Here is a 24,985-nt window from a genome sequence, read left to right as displayed (position 1 = left end):
AAAGAATTATTGCTTAAAGAAATCAATATATGGAAAAAAATCATTGTACATGATAAAATTAAAAAGATGGAGATATAGAGTAAGGGGTATAACATGAAAAGGGAACAGGGGATATTAATTGGCACAGTAATAGCTGCGATTATTATGATGTTTTTATGTAGTGTTTTCACATTTAGTGATGCAGTTTCTGAAAAAGCTTTGACAACTTGCATTCCAGAATCAGTAAGTATAACAGAGGATGGAAAAACACAATATGATTTTAATTTACAATCATATGGACAGGATATAGGTTCAATAGTATTTTATTCTTCACATCAGAGAATAAATGTATATGCACAAGGAGAAGAAATTTACAGACTTAGTAATAAACGAAGTATATGGGGAAATACCCCGGGATGGACATGGAATTTTGTAAAGCTTCCATCTGATGTGGACAGACTTCAAATAGAGATTTCACCTTGTTATAAGGAGGTTGAAGGCCAGAAACAGGAATTCTATATCGGTGGTGGCAATGATATATATATGAAATTGCTTCGAAAAGCTATGCCAGCATTTATTATAAGCGTAGTTATTTTATTGGTAGGATTATATATTACTATATATTGGACGATTGTACATAAGGGGAGTCAGATAGACGGAACATTGTTATATCTGGGAATATTTTCGATTCTTCTTGGATTATGGTCAGCAAATGAAACAGATGTATCTGCACTTATATTTGCAAACAGACAAGCCGGGTCATACATTGCTTTTGTTACACTTATGATTATGCCAATGGCATTTATTATGTTTGTAAAAAGTTTTTTGGAAATAAATGATAATCTGTTTTGGAAATTAATCTGTTATTTTAATGTAATAATTATTCTTTTAGAACACATACTTAATGCTACAGGAATATATTATTTTAGACAGACATTGTGGATGACTCATATTGTAATCATATTAATGCTGATATATTTATTTGTTGTAATTACAATTAAGATTATTAGAAGACAGTTGGACACCAGGTATAAATACTGTATATTAACGTTGATTTTAGTATTTTTGTCGACAATCATAGATATGGCAGGATATTATAAGAGTGGTAATAATTCAGGAGTATTTGGAAGAATAGCATTTCTTTTATTTATTCTTGTACTTGGATTAGATGCTTCAAGACAGACCGTTGCGAGACTAAAAAAGGGGAGAAGGATAGGGGAGCTAGAGCAGTTTGCTTTAAATGATTCCATGACAGGCATGTATAATAGAAATGCATATGATTATTATATTAATAATGAAAAATGCTTTGATGGTTGTATGGTTGTAACATTTGATTTAAATAATCTTAAAAGTTGTAATGATAACTACGGACATAGAGTGGGAGATGCTTATATTATTAATGCAGCACGGATAATAGAAAATATATTTGAGCGTTATGGTAAGTGTTACCGCATTGGTGGCGATGAGTTTTGTTGTATAATACCAAAGGGAAAGAGTGTAGACATAGAGCGTGTAATAAGAAAGCTTTATCATGATGTAGATGTTTTGAACAATAAGAGAATTATTCCAACAGAAGTGGGAATTGCCTGTGGTTATGCTGTTTTTACAGTTGATGATATGGAACTGGAAAGAGTACGAGAGCGTGCAGATGAGGAGATGTATCAGCGAAAAAAAGAAATGAAAATGTGATTAATAACTCAAAAATTAATATCTTATAAATTATTATCGACATACGCCCGCATACACGATATAATGAGCGTTAGCAAGGGGGAACATGCTTATGAATTATATTGTTATGGATCTTGAGTGGAATCAGAGTGCCAAGGGAAAACAATTTTCTGAGGATCATTTTCCTTTTGAGATTATACAGATAGGCGCGGCGAAGGTTAATGAGAAGCTTGATATTGTAGATGAGTGGCAGTGTACCATTAAGCCACAAGTGTATACAAAGCTGCAGAATACAGTCAAGAAGATACTAGGGATAACAGAAAATGACCTTGCTAACGGAACTGATTTCGTATCGGGTGTAACTGAATTTCTTGAATGGTGCGGTGAGGATTATACATTTGTTACATGGGGAAGCATGGATATTACTGAATTAAGAAGGAATATGAAGTTCTATGATGTTCCGGAGAATTTCCCAAAGCCGCTTCTGTATCTTGATCTTCAGAAACTTTACAGTATTAATTTTTCAGATGGCAAGACACGCATGAATCTTAAGTCTGCAATCGATGAGCAGGGAATCAAGGGTGATGAGCATTATCATTCAGCAATGAGTGATGCAAGGTACACAGCCAAGATAATGAAGAAGCTGGATTTCGACAGAGTTAAGAAGTTCTGTAGTATAGACACATTTACAATTCCAGAGTCAAGAAAGGACGAGGTATATCTTAACTTTGGAACTTATGAGAAGTATATTTCAAAGGGATTTGCTACAAGGGACAAGGCTGCAAGCGACAGAAATGTACGTTCCTGCAAATGTTTTTTATGTGGCAGGACTATGACAAGAACAGTTAAGTGGTTTGCCACTAATTCGAAATGCTATTATGGCTTGTTTACATGTGATGAACATGGACTTATAAAGGGGCGTTTCAGAGTTAAACAGACCGAAGAAGGCAGATATTATGCAGTCAGAATTATGAAGCACACTGATGAAAAGGGTGCACTTAAGATATATGAAAAGCAGATAAAAGAGAGAGAACACAGACGCAGGCGGCGTCAGGCAGAGAAACTCTCAGAACAGAAATAATGGCATGTCAGAAATTCAACTGACATGCCATTTTAATATATTTAATATCAGAACATTAATCCATATATTACTGCAAGACCAAGAATTACCTGGATAATTGTGAATCTGAAAACAACCTGTGTATCTGACCAGTCTTTATTCTTTCTCATATGGTCGTGGATTGGTGTACGAAGGTTCTTCATTAGGTTGATGTGAAGAAATCTCATGAATGAAACCTTGATAAGACCAAGTCCGCCATCGAGAATAATTATAAGTGCCATTGGAATATAAAGCAGCGGTGCATGGAGCTTGAGGAATGTAAATGCTATAAATATTCCTATTGCTCTCGAACCGGCGTCACCCATAAGAAGCTTGCTTGGTGATGCGTTGAACCACAGGTAGCCGAGGATACACACAATCATAATAAGAACGGTGTGTCTGTAAGCTGATTCAATATTAAATGACTTAAAAAGTACATACACTGAAGCAAGTGTTACAACTGAAAGTGTACCGCATAAGCCGTCAACACCATCTGAACAGTTAGTAACATTGATACTTACCCATATAAGTATAATAATAAGTATTGCATAGATGATTGGATTAAGAGTTACTGTCTTTCCAAAGAATGCAAGGTCAAATGTGTTAGGGTTGTAATGCAGGTAAGTAACTGCCGCCATAACCGATATTGCAAGGTCAATAAGACCTTTCTTTAAATTACCCCATGGTGATGAAGCACTGTCATCAAGGTATCCGCTGAGCATTGCGGCAAGCACAAGTATAAGATAAATGATAAGCTCGGCACTTAAGTTTACGAATAATGCACATGTGACTGTGAATGTAAGAATGAAAATCATGCCGGCGCCTCTTGGCTTTCCAACTGATTTACTTCCGTTAATGGCATAAGCTCTTCCGGCATCTCTTGGAAGAAGATTCTTGCCAAGAGCAATTGCAGCTATTGTAAATGCGAAGGCAAATAAAATGCTTACAAATGCTATGATGTTGGTGAAACTTTCGTTAATAATATAGTATATCATAAGAATTTAATACTCCTTTTCATCTTTCTAACTTATATAAAGCATTTATTTCAATGCGATTTACAGTATAACATAATATATGTGAAATGAACATTTTTTTTGCTAATGAAATGTAGTAATTAATTTGCTAATGTGGTAATATACTATTAATTAATGGGATAATCTGAGGGGACCCATGAGTATCGTGTAGGATAATAATATAATGGAGGATTTTATGAAGAATATGCAAAAATACGAGCAGCTGGCAATCACAGAAGTGGATGCATATCTTTTTGGACAGGGAACTCATTATGAGATATATAACAAAATGGGTGCGCATGTTGGAGTAAAAGACGGAAAAGAAGGTGTGTATTTTGCTGTGTGGGCACCTGCTGCAAGGGAAGTCTATGTTATAGGTGAGTTTAATAACTGGAATGCATATGGTTATGATATGAAGAAGATTTCAGATGGTGGAATATATGATTTGTTCATACCAGGAGCTAAAGCAGGGGATATGTATAAGTTCCTTATTATTTCCCAGAGTGGAGAGGCTCTTTACAAGGCAGATCCATATGCTAATCAGGCACAGTTAAGACCAGAGACAGCATCAATAGTTGCCGATCTTTCAGGTTATGAATGGAAAGATTCTGAATGGGTTGAGAAGAAGAAGACAGAGAATCATCTTAAAGCACCTCTTTCTATATATGAATGTCATCTTGGCTCATGGAAGAAGAAAGATGATGGAACAGAGGACGGATTTTATACATATAGAGAATTGGCACCTGAGCTTGCAAAATATGTAACAGATATGGGATACACACATATTGAACTTATGGGAATTGCAGAGTATCCATATGATGGATCATGGGGATATCAGGTAACTGGTTATTATGCACCTACAGCAAGATACGGAACACCTAAGGATTTCATGTATTTTGTAGATTATATGCATGAAAAAGGAATTGGTGTAATTCTTGACTGGGTACCGGCACATTTTCCAAAGGATGCACATGGACTTGCTAATTTCGATGGAAGCTGTGTATATGAGTATGCAGACCCTAGAAAGGGAGAGCATCCTGACTGGGGAACGAAGGTATTTGATTATTCCAAGAATGAAGTGTCTAACTTCCTTATTGCTAATGGAATGTTCTGGGTGGACAAGTTCCATATTGATGGTTTAAGAGTTGATGCTGTTGCTTCAATGCTGTATCTGGATTACGGAAGGACAGAAGGAAACTGGGTTCCTAACAAATATGGTGACAACGGTAATCTCGAAGCAATCAGCTTTTTAAAGCATTTTAACAGCATGTTAAAGAAGAGATTCCCACAGGCAATAACTATAGCTGAGGAGTCAACAGCATGGCCTATGGTAAGTGGTGATCCTGACAATGGGGAATGTCTTGGCTTTACATTTAAGTGGAATATGGGCTGGATGCATGATTTCCTTGAATATATGAAGCTTGATCCATATTTCAGAAAGTTTAATCATAGCAAGATGACGTTTTCATTGATGTATGCTTACAGCGAGAATTTCATTCTTGTGCTTTCACATGATGAGGTTGTACATCTTAAGTGTTCTATGCTTGGTAAAATGCCTGGTGACAGGGAGGATAAGTTCAAGAATCTTAAGCTGGCATATGCATATATGTGTGGACATCCTGGCAAGAAGCTTTTATTCATGGGACAGGAATTTGGTCAGTGGAATGAGTGGAGTGAGAAGCGTGCTCTTGACTGGTATCTGTTAGAGGATGAAAGTCATACAGAACTTAAGGATTTTACGAAGAAGTGTCTGAAGCTTAATAAGAATTATCCATGTCTGTATGCTACTGATTACAGCAGTGAAGGATTCAGATGGATTAATGCCAATGATAAAGATAATAGCGTTTTATCGTTTATGAGAATCAGTCCGGATGGAAAGAAGAATCTTCTCTTTGTACTTAATTTTACACCAGTTGAAAGAGACAGCTTCAGAATAGGAGTTCCGTTCAAGACTAAGTATAAGCTGGTTCTTGGAGATAATGAAGCTGACCAGAAGAAGACTCTTACAGCCGTTAAGGGAGATTGTGATGGATATCCGCAGTCATTGCTTATTGACTTACATAAGTATGGAATAGCTGTGTATGAGTTTAACGGTGATGTTTCTAAGGTTCATGCTACGAAGATATAGGAGAATAATATAGAGAAAGGGAGCTGGTTTGGATTTTTATTAATTCTGAATTAGCTTCCTTTTTATTTGCTATAATATATCTCTCAATTATCCCACCATATCTGCCGAAATATTTATTATATGACAATGAGTGATTGTTTCAGATAGTAAATAAGAAAGGCAGCAGAATATGACATATACAGTTTCAGGCGCGAATTTTAATAAAGATGTTGCGGCACAGGGAACATCTATTAATTATAAAGAAAATAAGGCAGTTAAAAGTGAAGGTGTGGCAGGCTCATTTGCAGGAGTGGTAATCTCTGGCAGTGTGACAGCTGCAACTGACAATACATATGAGGGACTTCTTAAGGAGGCAGATGATGTAAAGAGCCAGATTATGGCGAGTGCTTCCAGTGCAAAGATAAGCCTTAAGGCATTGATGATGAAGTTATCAGGTGCTGATGCGGTAAAATTAGATGAGGACGGCTTTAATCTTACAGATGCTACACCAGATGATATGGTTAATATTATTGAGAAAATTAAGATTGAACTTGCGATGCACTCTGATGATTATGTTAATTATGGCACAGCAGTTTCTAAGGATAAGATTGAGAGTGTGACTGGAAGTGCAGCAACAGCGGCAAGTGTCGAGAGCCGTATGCAGGGAGCAGATATAGCTGTCAATGATGAAAGTGTTGCTGAGGTTAAAGGCACACTTGAAAAGAGTAAAGAGTTAAAGCCATTATCAGAGAACACAAAGAATTACATGGTTGCTAATGGTATTGAGCCTTCAATTGCTGGAATATATCAGGCACAGGCGGCAACTTCATCAAGTATCAGTGCAGATGGCGTTACAATAGGAAGGTGTGTAAATGCAATATCTGACGCTGATTTTGAGGCTTTAAGGCCGGGAATTGAGAAGATAATTGCTTCGTCAGGACTTGAGGTTAATGATAATACACTTGCGGATGCAAGAGCATTTATTGATGCACAGATTCCTGTTACTAAAGAAAATCTTGAATATAAGGCACAGCTTGATGCGATAGATATTGAAAAGATTCAGGCTGACCCTGATGAAATGCTTAATAAGATACTTGATAACATGAAGCTTGGAGAGAAGGCAGAGAATACGCTCGTTACAGGTTCGCCAATTGATGATATAAGGACAGCTCTTGATACTATTAACAGGGCAGAGTATTCAGATGCTGCAAATGTGGTATCAAAAGGGGAAACATTTACAATAGCAAGCCTTAAGCTGGAGATGGATGCAAGAAGCTTCAGAATTGAATACAGTGCAGCAACAGTAAGCACAGGAAATAGTGAAGTTAGGAATCAGGCATCTGATGTACAGCAGGCAGCAGATAAGGCGTATGACACGCTTGTAACAGCAAGGGTTCTTATGAGTGCAAATGCGTCTATATATCTAGTTAAGAATAACATTTCTATTCTTACAACTCCGATAGATGAGCTTAATTCAATGCTTATGGAATATGAACAGGCGGATGAAATGTATGAAGAAGCGCAGATTGCATATACAGATGTTCTTGAAGCAAGAAAGACATTGAATGAGATAGTAAGAAATCCTGCGCGTGTATTTGCCAGTATGTTTGACAAGATGAATGAAACTTATGAGGCAGTCGGAACTCAGATAAGAGGCGATTTGGGTGATTCATTAAAGAAGGCAGTACAGGGAAGTGCGGATGATATTATTAGGGAGCTTGGACTTGAGGGAACTGATGAGGACAAGGAAGCAATAAAGGTACTGGCTGCTAATAACATGGATATGACAAAGGAAAATGTAGAGATAGTCAAATCTGTTAATGCAATGATTAATAATCTTATTAAGAATATGAAACCAGAGACAGTTCTTAATATGATAAAAGACGGAGTAAATCCAATGAATGCTTCAATTGAGGAAGTCAACGAATATCTTACAGAGGCTAATGATAAGGCATCTAAGGATAATGAGGAGAAGTTTTCAAAGTTTCTTTATAAGCTTGACCGTACCAATGGTATTACTAAAGAGCAGAGAAAGCAGTTTATAGGAATATACCAGATGATGAATATATTCACCAGAGATGCCGGAGTGGCAGCAGGTGCGCTGATTAAGCAGGGAGCTGAGGTCACTATGAATAATCTTATGACTGCATATAATTCAAGAAAGCATTATGACATGGACGCTGTTATTGATGAGAATACAGGAATGGCAGAGGTAAGCGGAATTGCTAACTATTACAGTGCATTATTCATGGCAAATGGTGGATTAGTTACCCCGAATACATTAAAGAATGTGGATAACTCATCCGGAATCGGAGAACAGTCCGTTGAAATGTTTATTGAACAGTTAGAGGATAACTATGATGCGGCAGCCGAGGAACAATATTATGAGGAATATCTTAAGGAACAGCAGGCAGCAGTGCAGGCAGGAGCTGATATATTGAGGCAGATAAGAAATGCAGATACAGAAATAAACAGTGGTAACATACAGGCTGTTAAAGCATTTTTAGAATCCGGACAGTTCCCGGATATCAGAGGTGTTAAGACAACACGTGATTATGCAAGGGATTCGATTGAAAAAATCGGACATAAAGAAAAACTGTCACTTATGTATGAAGAAATGAAAGATGAGACAGAGGAAGAACTTCAGGAGGTTCTTTCCAAAGCAGGAGACCTTGATACACAGATAGATGTCAATTACGAGGGATTTCTGGATTTAAGACTTAAGGACAGAACAATCGGATATATTAAGAATCTGGCATTAAGGCATGATTACAGAATACCGTATATAACAGACTCAGGAAGTACAGGTATGCTGAAACTTACATTGGTTCAGGATGACGACAATAAAGGTCGTATATCTGTAAACATGCTAAGCAGCGTATTAGGAAAAGTTTCTGTTGAGGCTAAGGCTGACAGAGAAAGTCTTGGTATGTACATTGTCAGTGACACAGCAGTTTCAGATGAAGGAAGCCAGCTTCTTGAGGATATGGAAGAAAATTTAAAAGAAGGATTTGGATTTACAAATGTGACCGTCAACATTACAAAATCGTCAGACGTGCCATATGTGACTTATGAAGCAGCGGCTGACAGTGTGGCAACAGATAAGCTGTATGAAATTGCAGCACAGATTGTAAAACTGCTTGCAGGCTAAAGATTTGCACAGAAAGTCCGATATATAGAGCATGAACAGGTAAATTGGACAGACAGAAAGGTTAAGATATGAGAATAGGAACTAATGTGGCAGCGATTGTTGCCAACAATGCATTACAGAAATCACAGAATAATCTGTCAACATCAATTGAAAGATTATCATCAGGATACAAGATAAATGGATCTAAGGACGATGCTGCCGGCTGTGCTATTTCTGAAAAGATGAGAGCACAGATAAGAGGTCTTAGTCAGGCCCAGAATAATACAGCAGATGGAGTTTCTGTTTTGAATACAGCAGAAGGCGCAATTACCGAAATCCAGAGTATGCTCACAAGATTAAAGGAGCTTAGCGTTCAGGCTGCTAATGATGTTAATTCAGATGATGAAAGAGAAGCTATACAGAAAGAGATAGAACAGATTAATAATGAGATTGACAGAATATCTGATCAGACAGAATTCAATACACAGTCTCTTATTAACGGTAATCTTTCAAGAAGAGTATATTCAGACCTTCAGGGAGTTAATCAGCTTTCTGTATCTGACAGCTATACAGCAGGTGTATATGGAATAACTGTTACTGAGGACGCAAGACAGGCTATAGCGGTAGGAGCAGGAAGTATTACTATGTCATCAACAGCTTCTATAACAAAAGAACAGGAAGGAACAATAAGCATAAACGGTTACAAGATAAGCATTTCCGAAGGTGATACACTTGATAAGGTGATGGGAAAGATTATTGACGGAGTTAACATCACAGGTGGTTCTGCATTTACAGTTAAAGACCTTAATAATGATACAGCAGCTAATGGTACTGATTATGCAGGTTATGTGCCAACAGCCGATTATGCTGGTTCAACACTTGTTATTATGACTAACCAGTATGGAAGTGACCAGAAGATGAATATAACATGTGATAATGCAGAGCTTGCAGATATTTTGGGAATGCCACAGGCAGCAACACAAGATGGTATATATGTAGAAGGAAGCGATGTTAAGGCAGAGATTGCTACAGGAGATGATGGGAAGCGAATTGGGTTTGCTGATTCGGCAATTCTTTCAACAAAGGGAACTGTAATTACAGTAACAGATGTTAATAACAAAGAGTTTTCAATGGATGTTCCGGGTAATGCGGCAGGTACTGTATTTGACGATAGTAACAATGATGGACAGTCAGCTGCAGGTGCAGGTACAGCGAGAACTATAAGTCAGGAAGTCACAGACGTTGGAACTATGAGCATACATGTAGGTGCTAATCAGGATCAGGTTATTGTTATTGATATTCCGGCAATAACAACGTATTCACTTGGCACGGAGCATATGAATGTCATGACTCAGTATACAGCATCAAGGGCGATATCTACTGTAGATGAAGCTATTAATAAGACTAATAAAATACGTTCAAGAATCGGTGCATACGAGAACAGATTTGATCATACAACTAATAACCTTGAGGTTTCAAGTGAGAACCTTACCAAGTCATTATCAACAATGATAGATACTGATATGTCAGAAGAGATGACTACTTATACTTCTGAAACAGTTCTTACACAGGCAGCTACGTCAATACTTGCACAGGCTAATGAAAGACCTTCACAGGTATTACAGTTATTACAGTAGTTTAAGATTCAATGGTTATATAGGAAAGGGATGCTATGACTAAAGAAACAATTAAGACATTTCAGTATAGAATTACACAGGCTACAGCATCACAGCTTGTTGTGATTCTGTATGATATGGCTATAGAATATCTTAATGATGCATGTGAGAGTGATAGTGCTGAGCAGGCACATAATAATATATATATGGCGCAGAAGGTTATAGACCAGCTTATATGCGGACTTGATATGCAGTATGAGATATCAGCTAATCTTTTTGTAATATATAATCATATGAAGAGGTCACTTATATCAGCATCTGTAAGTCTTGATAATAATGAGATTAACAGAATTACAGGGCTTTTAAAGAAACTCAGGGCATCCTTTTATGAGGTTAGTAAACAGGATGATTCTGAGCCGCTTATGAAGAATACACAGGCTGTATATTCAGGCCTTACATATTCAAAAGGTGGAATTAGTAATGAAACACAAACTGATAATATAGAAAACAGAGGATTCAGGGTTTAGCTCCGAATCCTCTGTTTTCTATAATCTGCGTCTTCTTCTGTTATAGTGTCTTCTCTGTCTTTTTCTTCTTGCCCGTTCTTCAATAATGTAGATGATAAAAAGAATAACGGCACCAATTCCAACAAGTATCCATATATTAATTCTGATACATGTTTTCGGTTTATAAGATGATGAAACATCATTATTAATGTATGGCAGCAGGCTTCCGGTATCTGTTCCGGCAGCAGATATATTAAGTGTAGTTGTGCCGACAGTATTATCATTGTATAAGAACTTAAGATGTGTTGTCATAACACCATTCTCATTGGTCATGTCATAATTATCATCAACCGTCATTGATACATTTGACAATGAACTTTTATTAGGTATTGTGATAAATGAAGCATTTAGTCCAAAGTTTAGTGAAAGAGTTGAGAAAACAGCCGAGTTGTAATAGTTGTCATTAGAGAACATTGCTCCGAGCTGGCTTCCGGTTGTTGTTGATTTCTGGAAATTGGCAAATCCCCAGTCAAAAAGGGTTCTTGTATCAACATATCTTATCTCATCTGTGGCTTCCTTAAATACAACGCATATAAGACGCATACCGTCTTTTTCTGCAAATGTAACAAGTGTATTCTGTGATTCATCAGTATATCCTGTTTTGCCACCCTTGCAGTATTCATAATAGTAGGCACGACCCTTTAACATCTTGTGTCGGTGTCTTATTGTACGCTGTGCAGACATGTTAGTTGCAGGAATTACATATGCATCGGCAGTTGAATCAATGCTGACAAAAGAAGCATTGTTATAGCACCCTCTTGCAATCATTGCCATATCATATGCCGTTGTGTAGTGGTTGGTATTATATAATCCGCTTGCATTGGCAAAATGTGTATTCAAAGCACCAAGTTCTTTTGCCTTGGCATTCATCATATCGACAAATGCATCTATTGAGCCAGCCACATGTTCACCGAGGGCATAAGCCATCTCGTTGGCAGAATACAGCAGAAGTCCGTGAAGAAGCTGGTTGACAGTAAATTGCTCGCCTGCTTTTGAACTTAAGTTGGCATCCTCATATACATTAATTGAGTTAGCAGCTGACTGTGAAAATGTTACAACATCGTCCATATTGCAGTTCTCAATAGTAAGGAGTCCTGTTAAAATCTTAGTTGTGCTGGCTGGATAACATTTTTCATGAGAGTTCCTCTCGAAAAGAATGGAACCTGTATCAGCATCAATAAGAATGCAGCTGCTTGAGTTAACATCAGGTGCGTCCGGCCATACAGCCTCTGTGCTGGTTGTGTCTGTCTCGCTGTAGACTTTGCTGTATGCTGCGGCCTGTGTATCTGCTGCAAAAGCTGAGAACACCAAAACAGTGGCAGATGCCGCGCTGGCTATCTTTATAAGTAATCCTTTTAAAAATTGCTTTTTCATTATAGAGATAATTCCTCCGATTAATAAAATATACAAATACATTGTAGCCCAGGATTGTACATAAGTAAACCCCGCTTGGCAAAAAGTGATATTTATGGTAAATAATATATAGGAAACTCAGATTTCGGCTATGTCTGTGTGCGGCATGTGCTTTCAGGATGACTTCGCTTAGCATGAGTAAATGCCGCCATCTGCAAAGTCTATTACAGTGCGTGAAATCAAGCGCACTTCGTTTGGACGTGCTTTCACGCACTGAACTTATGCAGATGGTGGCATTAACTCCTGCACAGCTTGTCATATTCAAGCGTATACCGCACACGGACATAGCCGAAATCTGAGCTAATATATAAGATAGGAGTAATGTATGAGACTTAGAAATGTACCCGGAGCAAGGGAAGTAATGATAGAGAATGAATATGTGTTTACAGAGCCAGAGGGGATGAAAGGCACATGGTCACAGGTTTTCGGTAACGATAATCCAATCCGTATAGAGATTGGTATGGGTAAAGGCACATTTATAACAACATTGGCAGCAAATAATCCTGATATTAATTATGTGGGTATAGAGAAGTATTCAAGCGTACTTTTAAGAGCTGTAGAGAAACAGGATGAGCTTCAGCTTCCTAATTTAAGATTCATCAGAATGGATGCAGAGGCAATATGTGAGGTGTTTGGAGAGGGAGAGGTAGACAGAATATACCTTAATTTTTCAGATCCATGGCCAAAAGACAGACATGCGAAGAGAAGACTTACCTCAAGACAGTTCATGGCAAGATATGACATTATATTAAAGCCGGACGGACAGGTGGAATTCAAAACAGACAATAAAGATTTATTCGATTTTTCATTAGAAGAGATTAAAGAGGCAGACTGGGAGCTTCCTGTTGTCACATTTGACTTACATAATGACTCTGTACTTAACGAGGGTAATGTAATGACAGAGTATGAGACAAGATTTTCACAGATGGGCAATCCTATCTGTAAACTTATCGCAGTAAGAAATCATTAATAATAAATGCATATACTATATAAAGGCTTTTGGAGAATTGTTGTGAAGAATAAAGCATTTGCAAGGAAAGTATCAGAAGTGATGTATGTGCATAAAGGTGCGAATTACAGAGTGGTAAGATTTAAGAATTCCCTCGACGATGTCGTGAGAATTCTTAATACCAAAAAATAATCTAGAGGTCATCGGGCGAGTCATAAGGCTGCACGGTGACTTTTCTTTTGTCCAGAAAATGCTGCACTGTAATGTTTAACAGGTAGCTTAATACGGCAAATACGGGAACTCCAAGGAACATTCCAATTACGCCAAACAGCGCCCCACCTACGGTTATTGAGAACACAACCCATACAGGCTTAAGACCTGTAGTACTGCCGATGATACGAGGTCCAATAAGCAGACCGTCAACCTGCTGGATGCAGACAATCATGATTACAAATATGATAAGTTTGATAGGGCTTGCGATAACAATAATCACACCGCCAATCACGCCACCGATGTATGGTCCGAAATACGGAATCATGTTCGTTATGCCGACAATCACGCTTATAAGAACAGCATATGGTAGCTTGAGAATCAGCATGATAATAAAGCAGATAATCATGACAATAATTGAGTCAAATGATTTGCCGATAATATAATTAATAAAAATGCTTGCACAATTCTTACAGATGATGCGTGTATTGTCTGCTGTTTTCCTAGGAAGCACGGCATATAAAAATCTCTTAAAATGATAAAAGATATTCTTATTATCAGAAATCATGTAGATGGACACGATAATTGCAATAACAAGGTTTAACACACCCGAAAGAATGGCCATGGATGTATTAAGAATGTAAGGAACCATATTGGTAAGTGCACCAGTCATGTAGTCAACAAGTTTAGGAAGAGCATCTTCAATCTTCTGATTAATGAAATTGTAATCAATAGAAGAATTGGCGTGCTTATCTTCAAACTCAGTGAACCAGTTGCGGATATTCTCGTACCATACAGGAGCCTGATTGGCAATCTCTGTAATACTTTTGTATATCTGAGGTACAACAAAGCCTATTAATACTGCAAATGCGCCAACTGCTATCAGGTAAGCAACAAGAATTGAAAGCATTTTGGCGGCTTTCTTGGACTTGATATGGCATACCCCCATGAAGAACCTGTTATAAAGGGTCTTGATAAACGGATAAAGAACAAGCGCAATCATGCCACCAATAAGAAAGGGTGACAGTATATGGAATATATTGCCCAATGACTTGACGGTTGCAGGCCAGTTACCAATGAACTTATATATAAGAATTGCACCTAGCACAAAAAGCAGACCATATATAACAATTGTAAAGTATTTGCTGTTAGGCTGGAATACATTCTTGCCAACAGCTTTGTCAGGTTTTGGCGGCTGTTCCTGTTCAGAATCAAGATTAATAGCCTCAATTGGAATATTGTCAACGTGTTTTGGCTGTTGTTCGAATTTTTTTAACTTCATATCAACTCTCTTTTCTTAATAAATGTATATTAAATATAAATATTTTCTCTTAAAATTGGGAATATAATAGAATTATAAGGGGTATAAAGGCACATATCAATATAAAAAACATGGTAAAATGATGAAAAAACAAGAAAATTATAAAAAAAGATAAATTGTTCTTAAATAAATACAAAAAAGTGCTTGCATTTTATTAAACCATGCTATAGAATATCACTTGTGCTTGAGACAACACAAAAGCACAGAACAAAATAAGTTATGCACCGCTAGCTCAGTTGGTAGAGCACCTGACTCTTAATCAGGGTGTCCAGGGTTCGAACCCCTGGCGGTGCACTGGAAGGTCTTATGATTTAGGGAATCCTAGGTTGTAAGGCTTTTATTTTTTTTATACAGTAAATAATTGCAGTAGCAGAAGGAATATTTACACAGGAAGCGTTGAGAGTTTATTTCATTGCAGATGGTGTGAATATTCCTTTTAGTATATATGTATATAAATATCTGTGTAGATATAGGTATGCGCAATACTGCCTTTTTGATTGGTAGCTTTTTTATGAATTTGAAAATATAGTGATTTATAATATGATACCTATAGGTAGTCGGATTTTTACATTTCTTATAGGAAGATTCTGTGAGAAAATTCCGTATTTTATGAAAAATTCCTATAAGCAGTTAGTTAATGTTTGATTGATAGGTTGAATATTGGTTATTAAGTGTGTGGAATGCCTGGAAAGGGAGGTTATCTGCCTATAAGGATATAATAAATACAAGTTTGATAGGTTGAGAGTTTCCAGAATTATAGGATAACAGGATGGTTATCATAAAACAATGTTAATATCTTGACAAGATGATATCAAAATGATATCATACAAATATCAACAAAGACACCTTTAAAAGAATAATCGATAACAAGATGAATAATCAGAGTGTCTAGGAGGTATTTTTATATGGAAGAAAAGGTTTTGAAGAAAAGCAAGAATGGTCTTGCAATGGTTACACTGTTTATATTACTTTACGCAGCAGCTATAGCAGCAATTATTGTCGGTTCGATTATGGTTGAACAGGCAGAGACTAAAGCCGGATGGATAGTACTTATCGTTGCAGGCGGTGTATACGCAGCAATAGGCTGGATATTCTTTATCGGTCTTAAGGTATTAAAACCACAGGAAGCACTTGTGCTTACACTTTTTGGCAAGTATGTTGGAACTATTAAAGAAGCGGGATTTTACTTTGTGAATCCTTTTTGTGTGGCTGTTAACCCAGCAGCGTCAACTAAGCTTAATCAGAGCGGTGATGTGACAGGAGATGGAAATAAGCTTGATCTGGCTAGCATGGCAGGTGTTGCAGGAATGGCAATTGCAGCAGGAAATAATTCACAGTCAGCTAATAAGAAGATTTCACTTAAGATAATGACACTGAGCAACAGTAGACAGAAGATTAATGACTGCCTTGGTAATCCTGTTGAGATTGGTATTGCGGTTATGTGGAAAGTGACAGATACAGCTAAGGCAGTGTTTAATGTAGATAATTATAAGGAATATCTTTCATTACAGTGTGACAGCGCACTCCGTAATATTGTCCGCATGTATCCATATGATGTTGCAGAAAATGTAGATACAACGGGAGATGGAATTGCAGATGAGGGAAGCCTTCGAGGTTCAAGTGAAGTTGTAGCAGAAAGAATAAGAAAAGAAATCCAGGGCAAAGTAGCAGATGCCGGACTTGAGATAATAGAAGCACGAATTACATATCTTGCGTATGCACCTGAGATAGCAGCAGTAATGCTTCAGAGACAGCAGGCATCAGCAATAGTAGATGCAAGAAAGATGATAGTTGATGGTGCTGTAGGAATGGTAGAGATGGCGCTTGAGAGATTATCAGAAAAACAGGTTATAGAGCTTGATGAAGAGAGAAAAGCAGCTATGGTATCCAACCTTTTAGTCGTCCTTTGTGGAAACAAAGATGCCCAGCCAGTAGTTAATTCAGGAAGTCTTTACTAATGGCAGATTCAGGTAAGAAACAGGTTCCTCTCCGGTTATCAGCTAAACTCTATGATGCCATTGCAGCGTGGGCAGAGGACGATTTCAGGTCTGTTAATGGACAGATAGAGTACCTGCTGACCGAGTGTGTACGACAGAGAAAGAAGAACGGTGCGCCAGTTCCACACGAGCTGGATGTTCCACCAGAGTTAGATATCAGGTAGAATTAACAAAAAATAAATATATAACTATTATATATTAAAACCTCCCCATACCGACATTATAAATGCTGGTATGGAGAGGTTTTTAAAATATACAATATTGAATAAATCGGACATCATATATGCATATCCGTTATCAGAAATTCTAACCGCGAGAATTAAACTTACTTGTCATAAGTGAATATAAATCATCTGATGAGTTAGAGGCGGCACCTGATGATGTATATGAGTTAGTAACATAATTAATGTTAGCCTTTGCAAGTGATGATACATTAGAGCCAATAATTCCAAGCCTCTTTGCAAATTCTGATGATGTTCCAAATGCTTTCTTTAAAGTATCTGTATCAGCTGCTTTAAGTTTATTTTCATCAATTGAAAGAGAACCATCGTCTTTAAGCGCAATTCCTACTGCAGATAATGTTTCAGAGTTCTCTTTAACTGCTTCCTTTAAAAGGTTAGAACACATAGTATTGATAGAACTTGATGTTTTACCAAGGGTGTTGTAGAGCTTATTATAAGAATCAACTACAGATTTGATATCCGCATATATTGCAGAATAATCACCGGTCCTTTCTGCATCAGCAAAAAGAGTAGATTTCTCATCTGTGAATTTAGCTGCATTCTCTGTAACAGAATCAGCATCATCTTTAATATTCTTGTAAGCGTCTTTCTGTAATTTCTTAGTAAGTGAAGATGTTGAAGTATCAATTTTTTTGGAAAGCAGGCTTGTAAGGCTGTCATTGTCATCATTCTGAATGTAATCAAGCAAAGTCTTTGATGAAGGCTCAATGCCTGCTTTAAGCTGGTTAGCTGCCAGCATCTGTGATGTAATCCGCATAAGTTTCCTCCTTATATATCAAGTGTGATTGAATACACATTTATCAGCTGAATATTATATCGGATAAAACCAGGTGAAACTTAACATACTACCTTCGAAAGGAGGTGGCATAATGTTTCCAGCATTTGACTATAATCATGAAAAAGATGAGTACAGAAACGGATACGATAATGGGCAGGGCGATAAAGGTTATGATGACGGTGAGAATGAATTTGCCAGCAATCTTGACGAGAGTGATGTAATGCGTCCAGTCAATTCGCTAGATGATTATACAAGTTTCCTTTTGTGGGGAACTGATTTTGATGACAAGAATAATATCTAAAAATAGTATTAATAATTTATTAATCTTTGAAAGGCTGATTGACTGAATATTTTCAATGTTATATGATAAGCGAAAATGGAGGTATGAGTTTAGTATGTATGGGTATATAGTTGTTGATCAGCCAGAACTTAAATTCAGAGAATTTGATAAATACCGCTCATACTATTGTGGTCTGTGCGATTCGCTGGCAGAAGCGCATGGATTGAAGGGGCAGATTTCCTTAAGTTATGATATGACATTTCTGGTTATACTTCTTACAGGGTTGTATGAACCGGAAACTATATACTCTGAGGAACGTTGCGTCACACATCCATTAAGAAAGCATCCTGTGAGGCGTAACGTTGTTTCAGATTATGTTGCGGATATGAATGTCCTTCTGACATATTACAAATGTATGGACGACTGGTACGATGAGAAAAAGGTCTTGAAAAGAACTTATGCCGGAGTATTGAAAAAAGATATTAAAAAGCTTGAGAAGAAATATCCGCATAAGGCAGAGATTATAAGGAAAAGCCTTTCTAAGTTGTCAGAATATGAAAAAGCACAGGAAACGAATATTGACAAGCCGGCAGAGCAGTTTGGCATACTGTTAGGGGAAGTTGCTGCCATGAAAGATGATGAGTGGAGTGATGAGTTAAGGGTGCTTGGCAATAATCTTGGCAGATTCATATATCTGCTGGATGCATATGATGATTTGGAAAAAGATGAGAAAAAGAACAATTATAATGTATTTAAGTATCATAAGGATGTAGAGGATTTTGATACATTTGCAGAAAACATACTTAAAGCATATATGGCAGGATGTGCAAGGGCTTTTGAGAGACTGCCGATTCTTGCTAATGCAGAACTGTTAAGAAATATCATATATTCAGGTGTATGGACAAAGTTCTACGCCGCCAGAAGAAAAAGAATTGACACTGCCGGTAAGCAGTTGGAGGAACATAATGACAGATCCATATAAAGTGTTGGGAGTATCAAGGGATGCTTCCGATGATGAAGTGAAAAAAGCATACAGAACACTGAGCCGAAAGTATCATCCAGATGCTAACATCAATAATCCTAATAAGGATCAGGCAGAAGAGATGTTTAAGCTTGTACAGCAGGCTTATAACCAGATAATGCGTGAGCGTGAGGGCGGATACAGTAGTCAGTCATACAGCCAGACGCGTTATGGAACAGGACGTTCAGACCATTATGGTTATGATGGTGATTATCAGAACCAGTCACAGGGCGGATATGGAGATTTCGGAAGCTTCTGGGGATTTGGTCCATTTGGATTTGGTGGATATACAGGAAGCTATGGTGGCAATGGATATGGCAGTGATAATCTCAATGGCAATGATCCTACAACAGTGCATCTGAGGGCAGCAGCTAATTATATTAATAACTCTAGTTATGATGAAGCTATTAATGTGCTTAACAACATAACTGACCGGGATGGAAGATGGTACTACTATAGTGCATTAGCACATCTTGGAAAAGGAGAAGAAGCAACTGCGTTGGAAGATGCCAAGCGTGCGTTGGATTCTGATCCTGACAATATGCAGTATCAGCTGTTGTATCAGCGTATTGCAAGCGGTGGAAGCTGGTATGCAGGAAGAAGGACACAGTATCAGGGACCGTCATCTACAACATATTGTACAGGCTGTGCTCCGTGGGTTGCACTCTGCTTGTGTTCAAATATATGTATGCCTATGTGCTGTGGCTATGGTTCAGGCGGCTATTATCCGGGTGGAAGCATATAATAATCAATTAATAAGGGATATTACCAGACTATTGTGTTAAGGTAACATCCCATTTTTAATGTTATTTTTCTTTTTTAATCCATGCATCAAGGTTGTTAAATAATATATCAAACTGCACAGGACCCATATCGAGTATATACTGATGAAAATTTTTAAGATTGAATTTGTCAGAAAGCTCGCTTTGAGCCTTAGTCTTTAACTGCTCAAATCCTAACATTCCAAGAACGTATTTGCAATAGTTGCCTGGGTCAGAGACAAATGCATAATACATTTCGTGGGCGACTGATTTATCATCAAAACCATACTGGCTGATGAATCGGTAAACATCATCTTCACTCCATCCATAGTAATTAACGCCAATATCCCCTTTTGCATAAAGGCACAGGACAGTGGCATAATTAGCAGCATACATTTTGTTAAGTGCATCGTTGCCGGTCTGTGCATAATTATAAGAAAGAACTTCAACATATGATGCCCAGCCTTCAACATATCCGCCTGGTGCAAGAATGTATCTTATCCAGTCAGGATTGGTTGCGGCAAAATACTGCGTCTGGTACATGTGTCCCGGATAACCCTCGTGTGCAAGTGTAGGATATAATTCACTCGCAGAAGTGCCAGAAGAATTGATGTATATTGAATTGACATCAAGGTTATCTAGCTGCGGAATAAAGTACATAGCCGGACTGGTGTAGTCCTCAAGCGCCTTTGACACATATTTGATATTATAATTCACATCTGGAATCTCAGGAAAATCATCGGTTATTCTTTTCTTAAGGTCGGTAAGAATACCAACCGGGTCTGTCATATTGAATGAAAATGTGTCAAATTTATCAAGAATAGAGGAGTCTTTAAGCGCAAGTGACTGCATTTTAAGCATATATTTCTTGAGGTAAGAATCAACCAGCTTATCATATTCGTCAACAGATTTGCTCCAGCCAAGTGTTGAAGAGAGTATATATTCAAAATACCGTGAACCATCAGGATAATTGCATAAACCGCCTGAATATCTGTTAGAGCCTTTCAATGAAGTAAGCGCATTTACAAGGGACTGATATCCTGGAATTACATGTTTATTGACTGCGGACACATTTTTAGCTTTATAATCTGCAATATCCTGTGAAGAAAGTCCGTCAACAGAAGCAAGCTTTTCGTTAAAGGTTGATATCATTGCACCATCTTCTAAACCGGCAGTTTCAAGGAATGATTTGCAGCTTTCAATTACCTCATCGGCAAGGGTATCTTCCATAAAATATCCGTTGTCAGCACGAAGCTTCTCAAATGCAGCCATATTTTCAAAATATCCGTCAACATCACATAGAAGCTCAATATATTCGTCAATATCCTTCTTTTCTGCAAATGTGTATTCAGCAAAAAGAAGTGGCAGCTGGACATGAATACCTGTAGTTGTCTGAAGCTGTGTGTTAAACATGTACAAATCACTGTATTCCAACTCATTTTCCATATACATAAGAAGCTCATCAAGCGTAATCTGCTGTTTAGCGGAGAGTGTGCTTCTGTCAAATGATTTAAGCGTTGATATTATGTCGGTGTAATCTGAGGTGTCATCGGGATTGTCAAGGTCGTAGCGGCCAAGAGTAATCTCATAATCGTTAATTCCGAAATCCTTTGGGTGTTCGACATAGGCATGCAAAGATACCATGTCGGCACTTAACAGGTCAGCAAACAGGTTGTTTACATATTCCGTGAAATCAGCGTTATCCTCGGTGGCAGATATAGTAGTTTCTGATATCTGCTTCTGATTCCAGGGCAGGCTGCAGCCAGACAGGGTAATTACTATTATAAAAACTATCAGCAGGCTCACAGCCTTGTTAAGAAATTGATGTAAAAGGCAAAATTGTTTATTATGCATACTAATCCTCATTTCTGTCTTAATTAATATTATAAGAAATACTGATTTATTATTCACATATTGTATCATACTTAATACAGACTTGACACTTATTGTAAATTTTTCTATGATAAAGTTTACGGATAAATGATTCACACTACATTTGCGTTATAGCGATGAATTAGAATAATAGATTATGGAGGAAATGATATGCCACAGAGTAAAGGTCCATTTTATATGACAACAGCTATTGCCTATACATCAGGCAAGCCACATATCGGTAATACTTATGAAGTCGTTCTTGCAGACAGTATTGCAAGATTCAGAAGACAGGAAGGCTATGATGTATTTTTCCAGACAGGAACTGACGAGCATGGTCAGAAGATTGAGCTTAAGGCTGAAGAAGCTGGAATTACACCTAAGGAATTTGTTGATAATGTTTCAACAGAAATCAAGAGAATATGGGATCTTATGAATACTTCATATGATAAGTTCATCAGAACAACAGATGATTACCATGAGAAGCAGGTTCAGAAGATTTTTAAGAAACTTTATGATCAGGGAGACATTTATAAGGGTTCATATGAAGGCATGTACTGTACTCCATGTGAGTCTTTCTGGACAGAGAGCCAGCTTGTTGATGGAAAGTGTCCTGATTGTGGACGTGAAGTTAAGCCGGCTAAGGAAGAAGCTTATTTCTTCAAGATGAGCAAATATGCCAACAAGCTTATTGAGCATATCAATACACATCCGGAATTCATCCAGCCTGTTTCAAGAAAGAATGAGATGATGAACAACTTCCTTCTTCCTGGACTTCAGGATTTATGTGTATCAAGAACATCTTTCAAATGGGGTATCCCGGTTGACTTTGATGACAAGCATGTAGTTTATGTATGGCTTGATGCCCTTACTAACTATATTACAGGTATCGGATATGATGCTGATGGCAATTCTTCAGAGCAGTACAAGAAGTTCTGGCCAGCAGACCTTCACCTTATCGGTAAGGATATCATCAGATTCCATACAATTTACTGGCCAATATTCCTTATGGCACTTGGTGAGCCACTTCCTAAGCAGGTATTTGGACATCCTTGGTTATTACAGAATGATGGTAAGATGAGTAAGTCTAAGGGAAATGTTATCTATGCAGATGACCTTGTAGACCTCTTCGGCGTTGACGCTGTACGTTACTTTGTTCTTCACGAGATGCCATTTGAGAATGATGGTGTTATTTCATGGGAGCTTATGGTTGAGCGTATGAACTCAGACCTTGCCAACACACTTGGTAACCTTGTAAACAGAACAATTGCAATGTCTAACAAGTACTTTGGTGGAGTTGTTAATAAGACTGGCGTAGAGGATGCTGCAATTGACGGTGACCTTAAGGCTGTTATAACAGCAACAAGAGATAAGGTTCAGGCAAAGATGGCTACACTTCATGTAGCAGATGCTATCACAGAAGTATTCACGCTCTTTAAGAGATGTAATAAATATATTGACGAGACAATGCCTTGGGCTCTTGCAAAGGATGAGGCACAGCAGGACAGATTAGCAGAAGTGCTCTATAACCTTGTTGAGAGTATTACAATCGGTGCTAATCTTCTTAAGTCTTTCATGCCAGAGACTACAGATAAGATTCTTGCACAGCTTTACCCAGCTAATCCAGAGGCAGGAGTAAGAGATTTTGATGACCTTGCTACATTTGGCTTAAGAGAAACAGGACTTAAGGTTACTGAGACTCCAGAGATTCTTTTCGCAAGACTTGACTTTGAGAAGGACCTTAAGGAAAAGGTTGAAGCTATTCAGGAAGCACAGAAGAAGGCTAATGGAGTTACAGAATATCCACAGGTTGAAGTTAAGCCTGAGATTACATTTGATGATTTTGAAAAGGTTCAGTTCAGAGTTGCCAAGGTTCTTACATGTGAAGCTGTTAAGAAGACAAAGCTTCTTAAGTTCGAGCTTCAGATTGGTGATGAGAAGAGAACTATCGTATCAGGTATCCAGAAGTACTATAAGCCAGAAGAGCTTATTGGTAAGAAGTTAGTTGTATGTACTAATTTAAAGCCAAGAAAGATCTGTGGTATTGAGTCACAGGGAATGATTATCTCAGCATGGGATGATAAGGATAACTTATCAGTTCTTACACTTGAGAAGGATATTATTGAAGGCGCAGAGATTGGCTGATAGATATGAAGATATTTGAAACTCATGCTCATTATGATGATGAAAGATTTGATGAGGACAGAGATGAACTTATAAGCAGCATGCTTAGTGATACAGGGGAGCTTGATTACATTGTTAATGTAGGTGCAAGCCGTCAGGGCTGTGAGGCTTCCCTTGCACTTGCTGCACAATATGAAAAGGTATACGCAGCGATTGGTTTCCACCCGGAGGATATTGTCAGATTGAAAGAATCGGACATTGAATGGCTGGAAAACATGCTTGGTGAATCTAAGACCAGAAAGATTGTTGCACTTGGAGAAATCGGACTTGATTACTACTATGTGTCAGATGATGCAGATATGGCGGCGGCTGAGAAGAAGCAGCAGCGTGAATGGTTTGCAGCACAGATGAATGTAGCGTACCGTACACACATGCCGGTAATGATTCATTCAAGAGATGCATGTCAGGATACAATCGACATATTAAAGAGTAATCATGGACAGGAAACAGGTGGAATAATTCACTGTTATTCATACAGCATGGAAGCCGCAAGAGATTTTCTTAACATGGGCTTTTCTATAGGAATCGGCGGTGTTCTTACATTTAAGAATGCCAGGAAGCTTGTGGAAGCAGCAGCGTATATACCGATGGATAGAATTGTTCTGGAGACAGACAGTCCATATATGGCACCTGAGCCTAACCGAGGTAAAAGAAACGACAGCCGCAATATAAAATATGTTGCAGAAAAGCTGGCGCAGATTAAAGGGCTTGATACGCAGGAGGTTATTGATGTTACTAACCAGAATGCGAGAAGGCTGCTTTTTGGGGAGTAAGGTTTC

20 protein-coding genes and 1 tRNA gene are annotated in these 24,985 nt (G+C 37.9%); 16 read left to right on the top strand and 5 right to left on the bottom strand.

The genetic code is table 11. The annotated features are described in order from the left end of the window. The first annotated feature begins 93 nt into the window (after positions 1-93). Positions 94-1,668, top strand: a complete 1,575-nt coding sequence (locus GKE48_RS03830) for a sensor domain-containing diguanylate cyclase (RefSeq protein ID WP_022098292.1) — start codon at positions 94-96, stop codon at positions 1,666-1,668. Positions 1,669-1,759: 91 nt separating this feature from the next. After that, complete coding sequence (locus GKE48_RS03825; protein WP_173016880.1) at positions 1,760-2,728, top strand: 3'-5' exonuclease; 969 nt, start codon at positions 1,760-1,762, stop codon at positions 2,726-2,728. A gap of 47 nt (positions 2,729-2,775) precedes the next feature. On the opposite strand, the gene GKE48_RS03820 is transcribed toward GKE48_RS03825, so the two are convergent. Further along, positions 2,776-3,741, bottom strand: a complete 966-nt coding sequence (locus GKE48_RS03820) for an MraY family glycosyltransferase (protein WP_154300465.1) — start codon at positions 3,739-3,741, stop codon at positions 2,776-2,778. 214 nt (positions 3,742-3,955) lie between these two features. On the opposite strand from GKE48_RS03820, the gene glgB reads away from it, so the two are divergent. The 4 genes from glgB to GKE48_RS03800 all read left to right on the top strand — a co-directional run bounded on the left by glgB (position 3,956) and on the right by GKE48_RS03800 (position 11,139). Next, entirely contained in the window at positions 3,956-5,887 is a 1,932-nt protein-coding gene (gene glgB, locus GKE48_RS03815) for a 1,4-alpha-glucan branching protein GlgB (RefSeq protein ID WP_243138428.1), read from the top strand. A gap of 169 nt (positions 5,888-6,056) precedes the next feature. After that, positions 6,057-9,017: a DUF6240 domain-containing protein gene (locus tag GKE48_RS03810; protein WP_154300463.1), complete on the top strand. Its 2,961-nt coding sequence runs from the start codon at positions 6,057-6,059 to the stop codon at positions 9,015-9,017. Positions 9,018-9,085: 68 nt separating this feature from the next. Then, complete coding sequence (locus tag GKE48_RS03805) at positions 9,086-10,633, top strand: flagellin N-terminal helical domain-containing protein (RefSeq protein WP_118344389.1); 1,548 nt, start codon at positions 9,086-9,088, stop codon at positions 10,631-10,633. 35 nt (positions 10,634-10,668) lie between these two features. Next, positions 10,669-11,139: a flagellar export chaperone FliS gene (locus GKE48_RS03800; protein WP_118009730.1), complete on the top strand. Its 471-nt coding sequence runs from the start codon at positions 10,669-10,671 to the stop codon at positions 11,137-11,139. A gap of 18 nt (positions 11,140-11,157) precedes the next feature. Here GKE48_RS03800 and GKE48_RS03795 read toward each other — a convergent pair whose 3' ends face one another. After that, positions 11,158-12,552: a D-alanyl-D-alanine carboxypeptidase family protein gene (locus GKE48_RS03795; RefSeq protein ID WP_173016879.1), complete on the bottom strand. Its 1,395-nt coding sequence runs from the start codon at positions 12,550-12,552 to the stop codon at positions 11,158-11,160. Between the two features lie 364 nt (positions 12,553-12,916). Between GKE48_RS03795 and trmB the strand changes: the two genes are divergently transcribed. Next, positions 12,917-13,561: a tRNA (guanosine(46)-N7)-methyltransferase TrmB gene (gene trmB, locus GKE48_RS03790; protein WP_118391053.1), complete on the top strand. Its 645-nt coding sequence runs from the start codon at positions 12,917-12,919 to the stop codon at positions 13,559-13,561. A 42-nt stretch (positions 13,562-13,603) separates the two neighbouring features. Next, positions 13,604-13,732 carry a hypothetical protein gene (locus GKE48_RS14910; protein WP_265416935.1) on the top strand — a complete coding sequence of 43 codons (129 nt, stop codon included), beginning with the start codon at positions 13,604-13,606 and terminating at the stop codon, positions 13,730-13,732. Position 13,733: 1 nt separating this feature from the next. Here GKE48_RS14910 and GKE48_RS03785 read toward each other — a convergent pair whose 3' ends face one another. Then, on the bottom strand, positions 13,734-15,032 hold the full coding sequence (locus tag GKE48_RS03785) for an AI-2E family transporter (RefSeq protein ID WP_022098283.1): 1,299 nt from the start codon (positions 15,030-15,032) through the stop codon (positions 13,734-13,736). Between the two features lie 260 nt (positions 15,033-15,292). Here GKE48_RS03785 and GKE48_RS03780 point away from each other — a divergent pair. The 3 genes from GKE48_RS03780 (at position 15,293) to GKE48_RS03770 (ending at position 17,232) form a co-directional block, all read left to right on the top strand. Continuing rightward, a tRNA-Lys gene (locus GKE48_RS03780) sits at positions 15,293-15,365 on the top strand. Positions 15,366-15,976: 611 nt separating this feature from the next. Then, the gene (locus GKE48_RS03775; protein WP_022098282.1) at positions 15,977-17,029 is read left to right on the top strand and encodes an SPFH domain-containing protein; all 1,053 of its coding nucleotides are present in this window, start codon (positions 15,977-15,979) and stop codon (positions 17,027-17,029) included. Next, positions 17,029-17,232, top strand: a complete 204-nt coding sequence (locus GKE48_RS03770) for a type II toxin-antitoxin system antitoxin (protein WP_012740249.1) — start codon at positions 17,029-17,031, stop codon at positions 17,230-17,232. Before GKE48_RS03775 ends, GKE48_RS03770 begins: the two co-directional genes overlap by 1 nt. A 142-nt stretch (positions 17,233-17,374) precedes the next feature. Here the strand turns inward: GKE48_RS03770 and GKE48_RS03765 are convergent, their stop codons facing one another. Beyond that, positions 17,375-18,067 (bottom strand): flagellar filament capping protein FliD, encoded by a 693-nt coding sequence (locus tag GKE48_RS03765; protein WP_055216552.1) that lies wholly within the window; start codon positions 18,065-18,067, stop codon positions 17,375-17,377. Between the two features lie 112 nt (positions 18,068-18,179). On the opposite strand from GKE48_RS03765, the gene GKE48_RS03760 reads away from it, so the two are divergent. From GKE48_RS03760 to GKE48_RS03750, 3 genes are all read left to right on the top strand, one after another. Continuing rightward, a complete protein-coding gene (locus tag GKE48_RS03760) occupies positions 18,180-18,389 on the top strand; it encodes a hypothetical protein (RefSeq protein WP_041688326.1) in 210 nt (69 codons plus the stop codon). Positions 18,390-18,483: 94 nt separating this feature from the next. Continuing rightward, complete coding sequence (locus GKE48_RS03755) at positions 18,484-19,350, top strand: DUF5685 family protein (protein ID WP_022098279.1); 867 nt, start codon at positions 18,484-18,486, stop codon at positions 19,348-19,350. After that, the gene (locus GKE48_RS03750) at positions 19,334-20,134 is read left to right on the top strand and encodes a DnaJ domain-containing protein (protein WP_012740245.1); all 801 of its coding nucleotides are present in this window, start codon (positions 19,334-19,336) and stop codon (positions 20,132-20,134) included. The genes GKE48_RS03755 and GKE48_RS03750 overlap by 17 nt, the downstream gene beginning before the upstream one ends. Before the next feature lie 61 nt (positions 20,135-20,195). Here the strand turns inward: GKE48_RS03750 and GKE48_RS03745 are convergent, their stop codons facing one another. Further along, a complete protein-coding gene (locus tag GKE48_RS03745; protein WP_173016878.1) occupies positions 20,196-22,004 on the bottom strand; it encodes a DUF885 domain-containing protein in 1,809 nt (602 codons plus the stop codon). Positions 22,005-22,193: 189 nt separating this feature from the next. On the opposite strand from GKE48_RS03745, the gene metG reads away from it, so the two are divergent. Both metG and GKE48_RS03735 read left to right on the top strand, forming a co-directional pair. Then, on the top strand, positions 22,194-24,167 hold the full coding sequence (gene metG, locus GKE48_RS03740; protein WP_055288040.1) for a methionine--tRNA ligase: 1,974 nt from the start codon (positions 22,194-22,196) through the stop codon (positions 24,165-24,167). Between the two features lie 5 nt (positions 24,168-24,172). Next, positions 24,173-24,979 carry a TatD family hydrolase gene (locus GKE48_RS03735; RefSeq protein WP_055216546.1) on the top strand — a complete coding sequence of 269 codons (807 nt, stop codon included), beginning with the start codon at positions 24,173-24,175 and terminating at the stop codon, positions 24,977-24,979. The last annotated feature ends 6 nt before the right edge of the window (positions 24,980-24,985 follow it).

It is taken from the genome of Lachnospira eligens, assembly GCF_009680455.1.
In the GTDB taxonomy this organism is placed as follows: domain Bacteria; phylum Bacillota; class Clostridia; order Lachnospirales; family Lachnospiraceae; genus Lachnospira; species Lachnospira eligens_A.
This window is presented reverse-complemented; position numbering and strand designations above follow the sequence as displayed.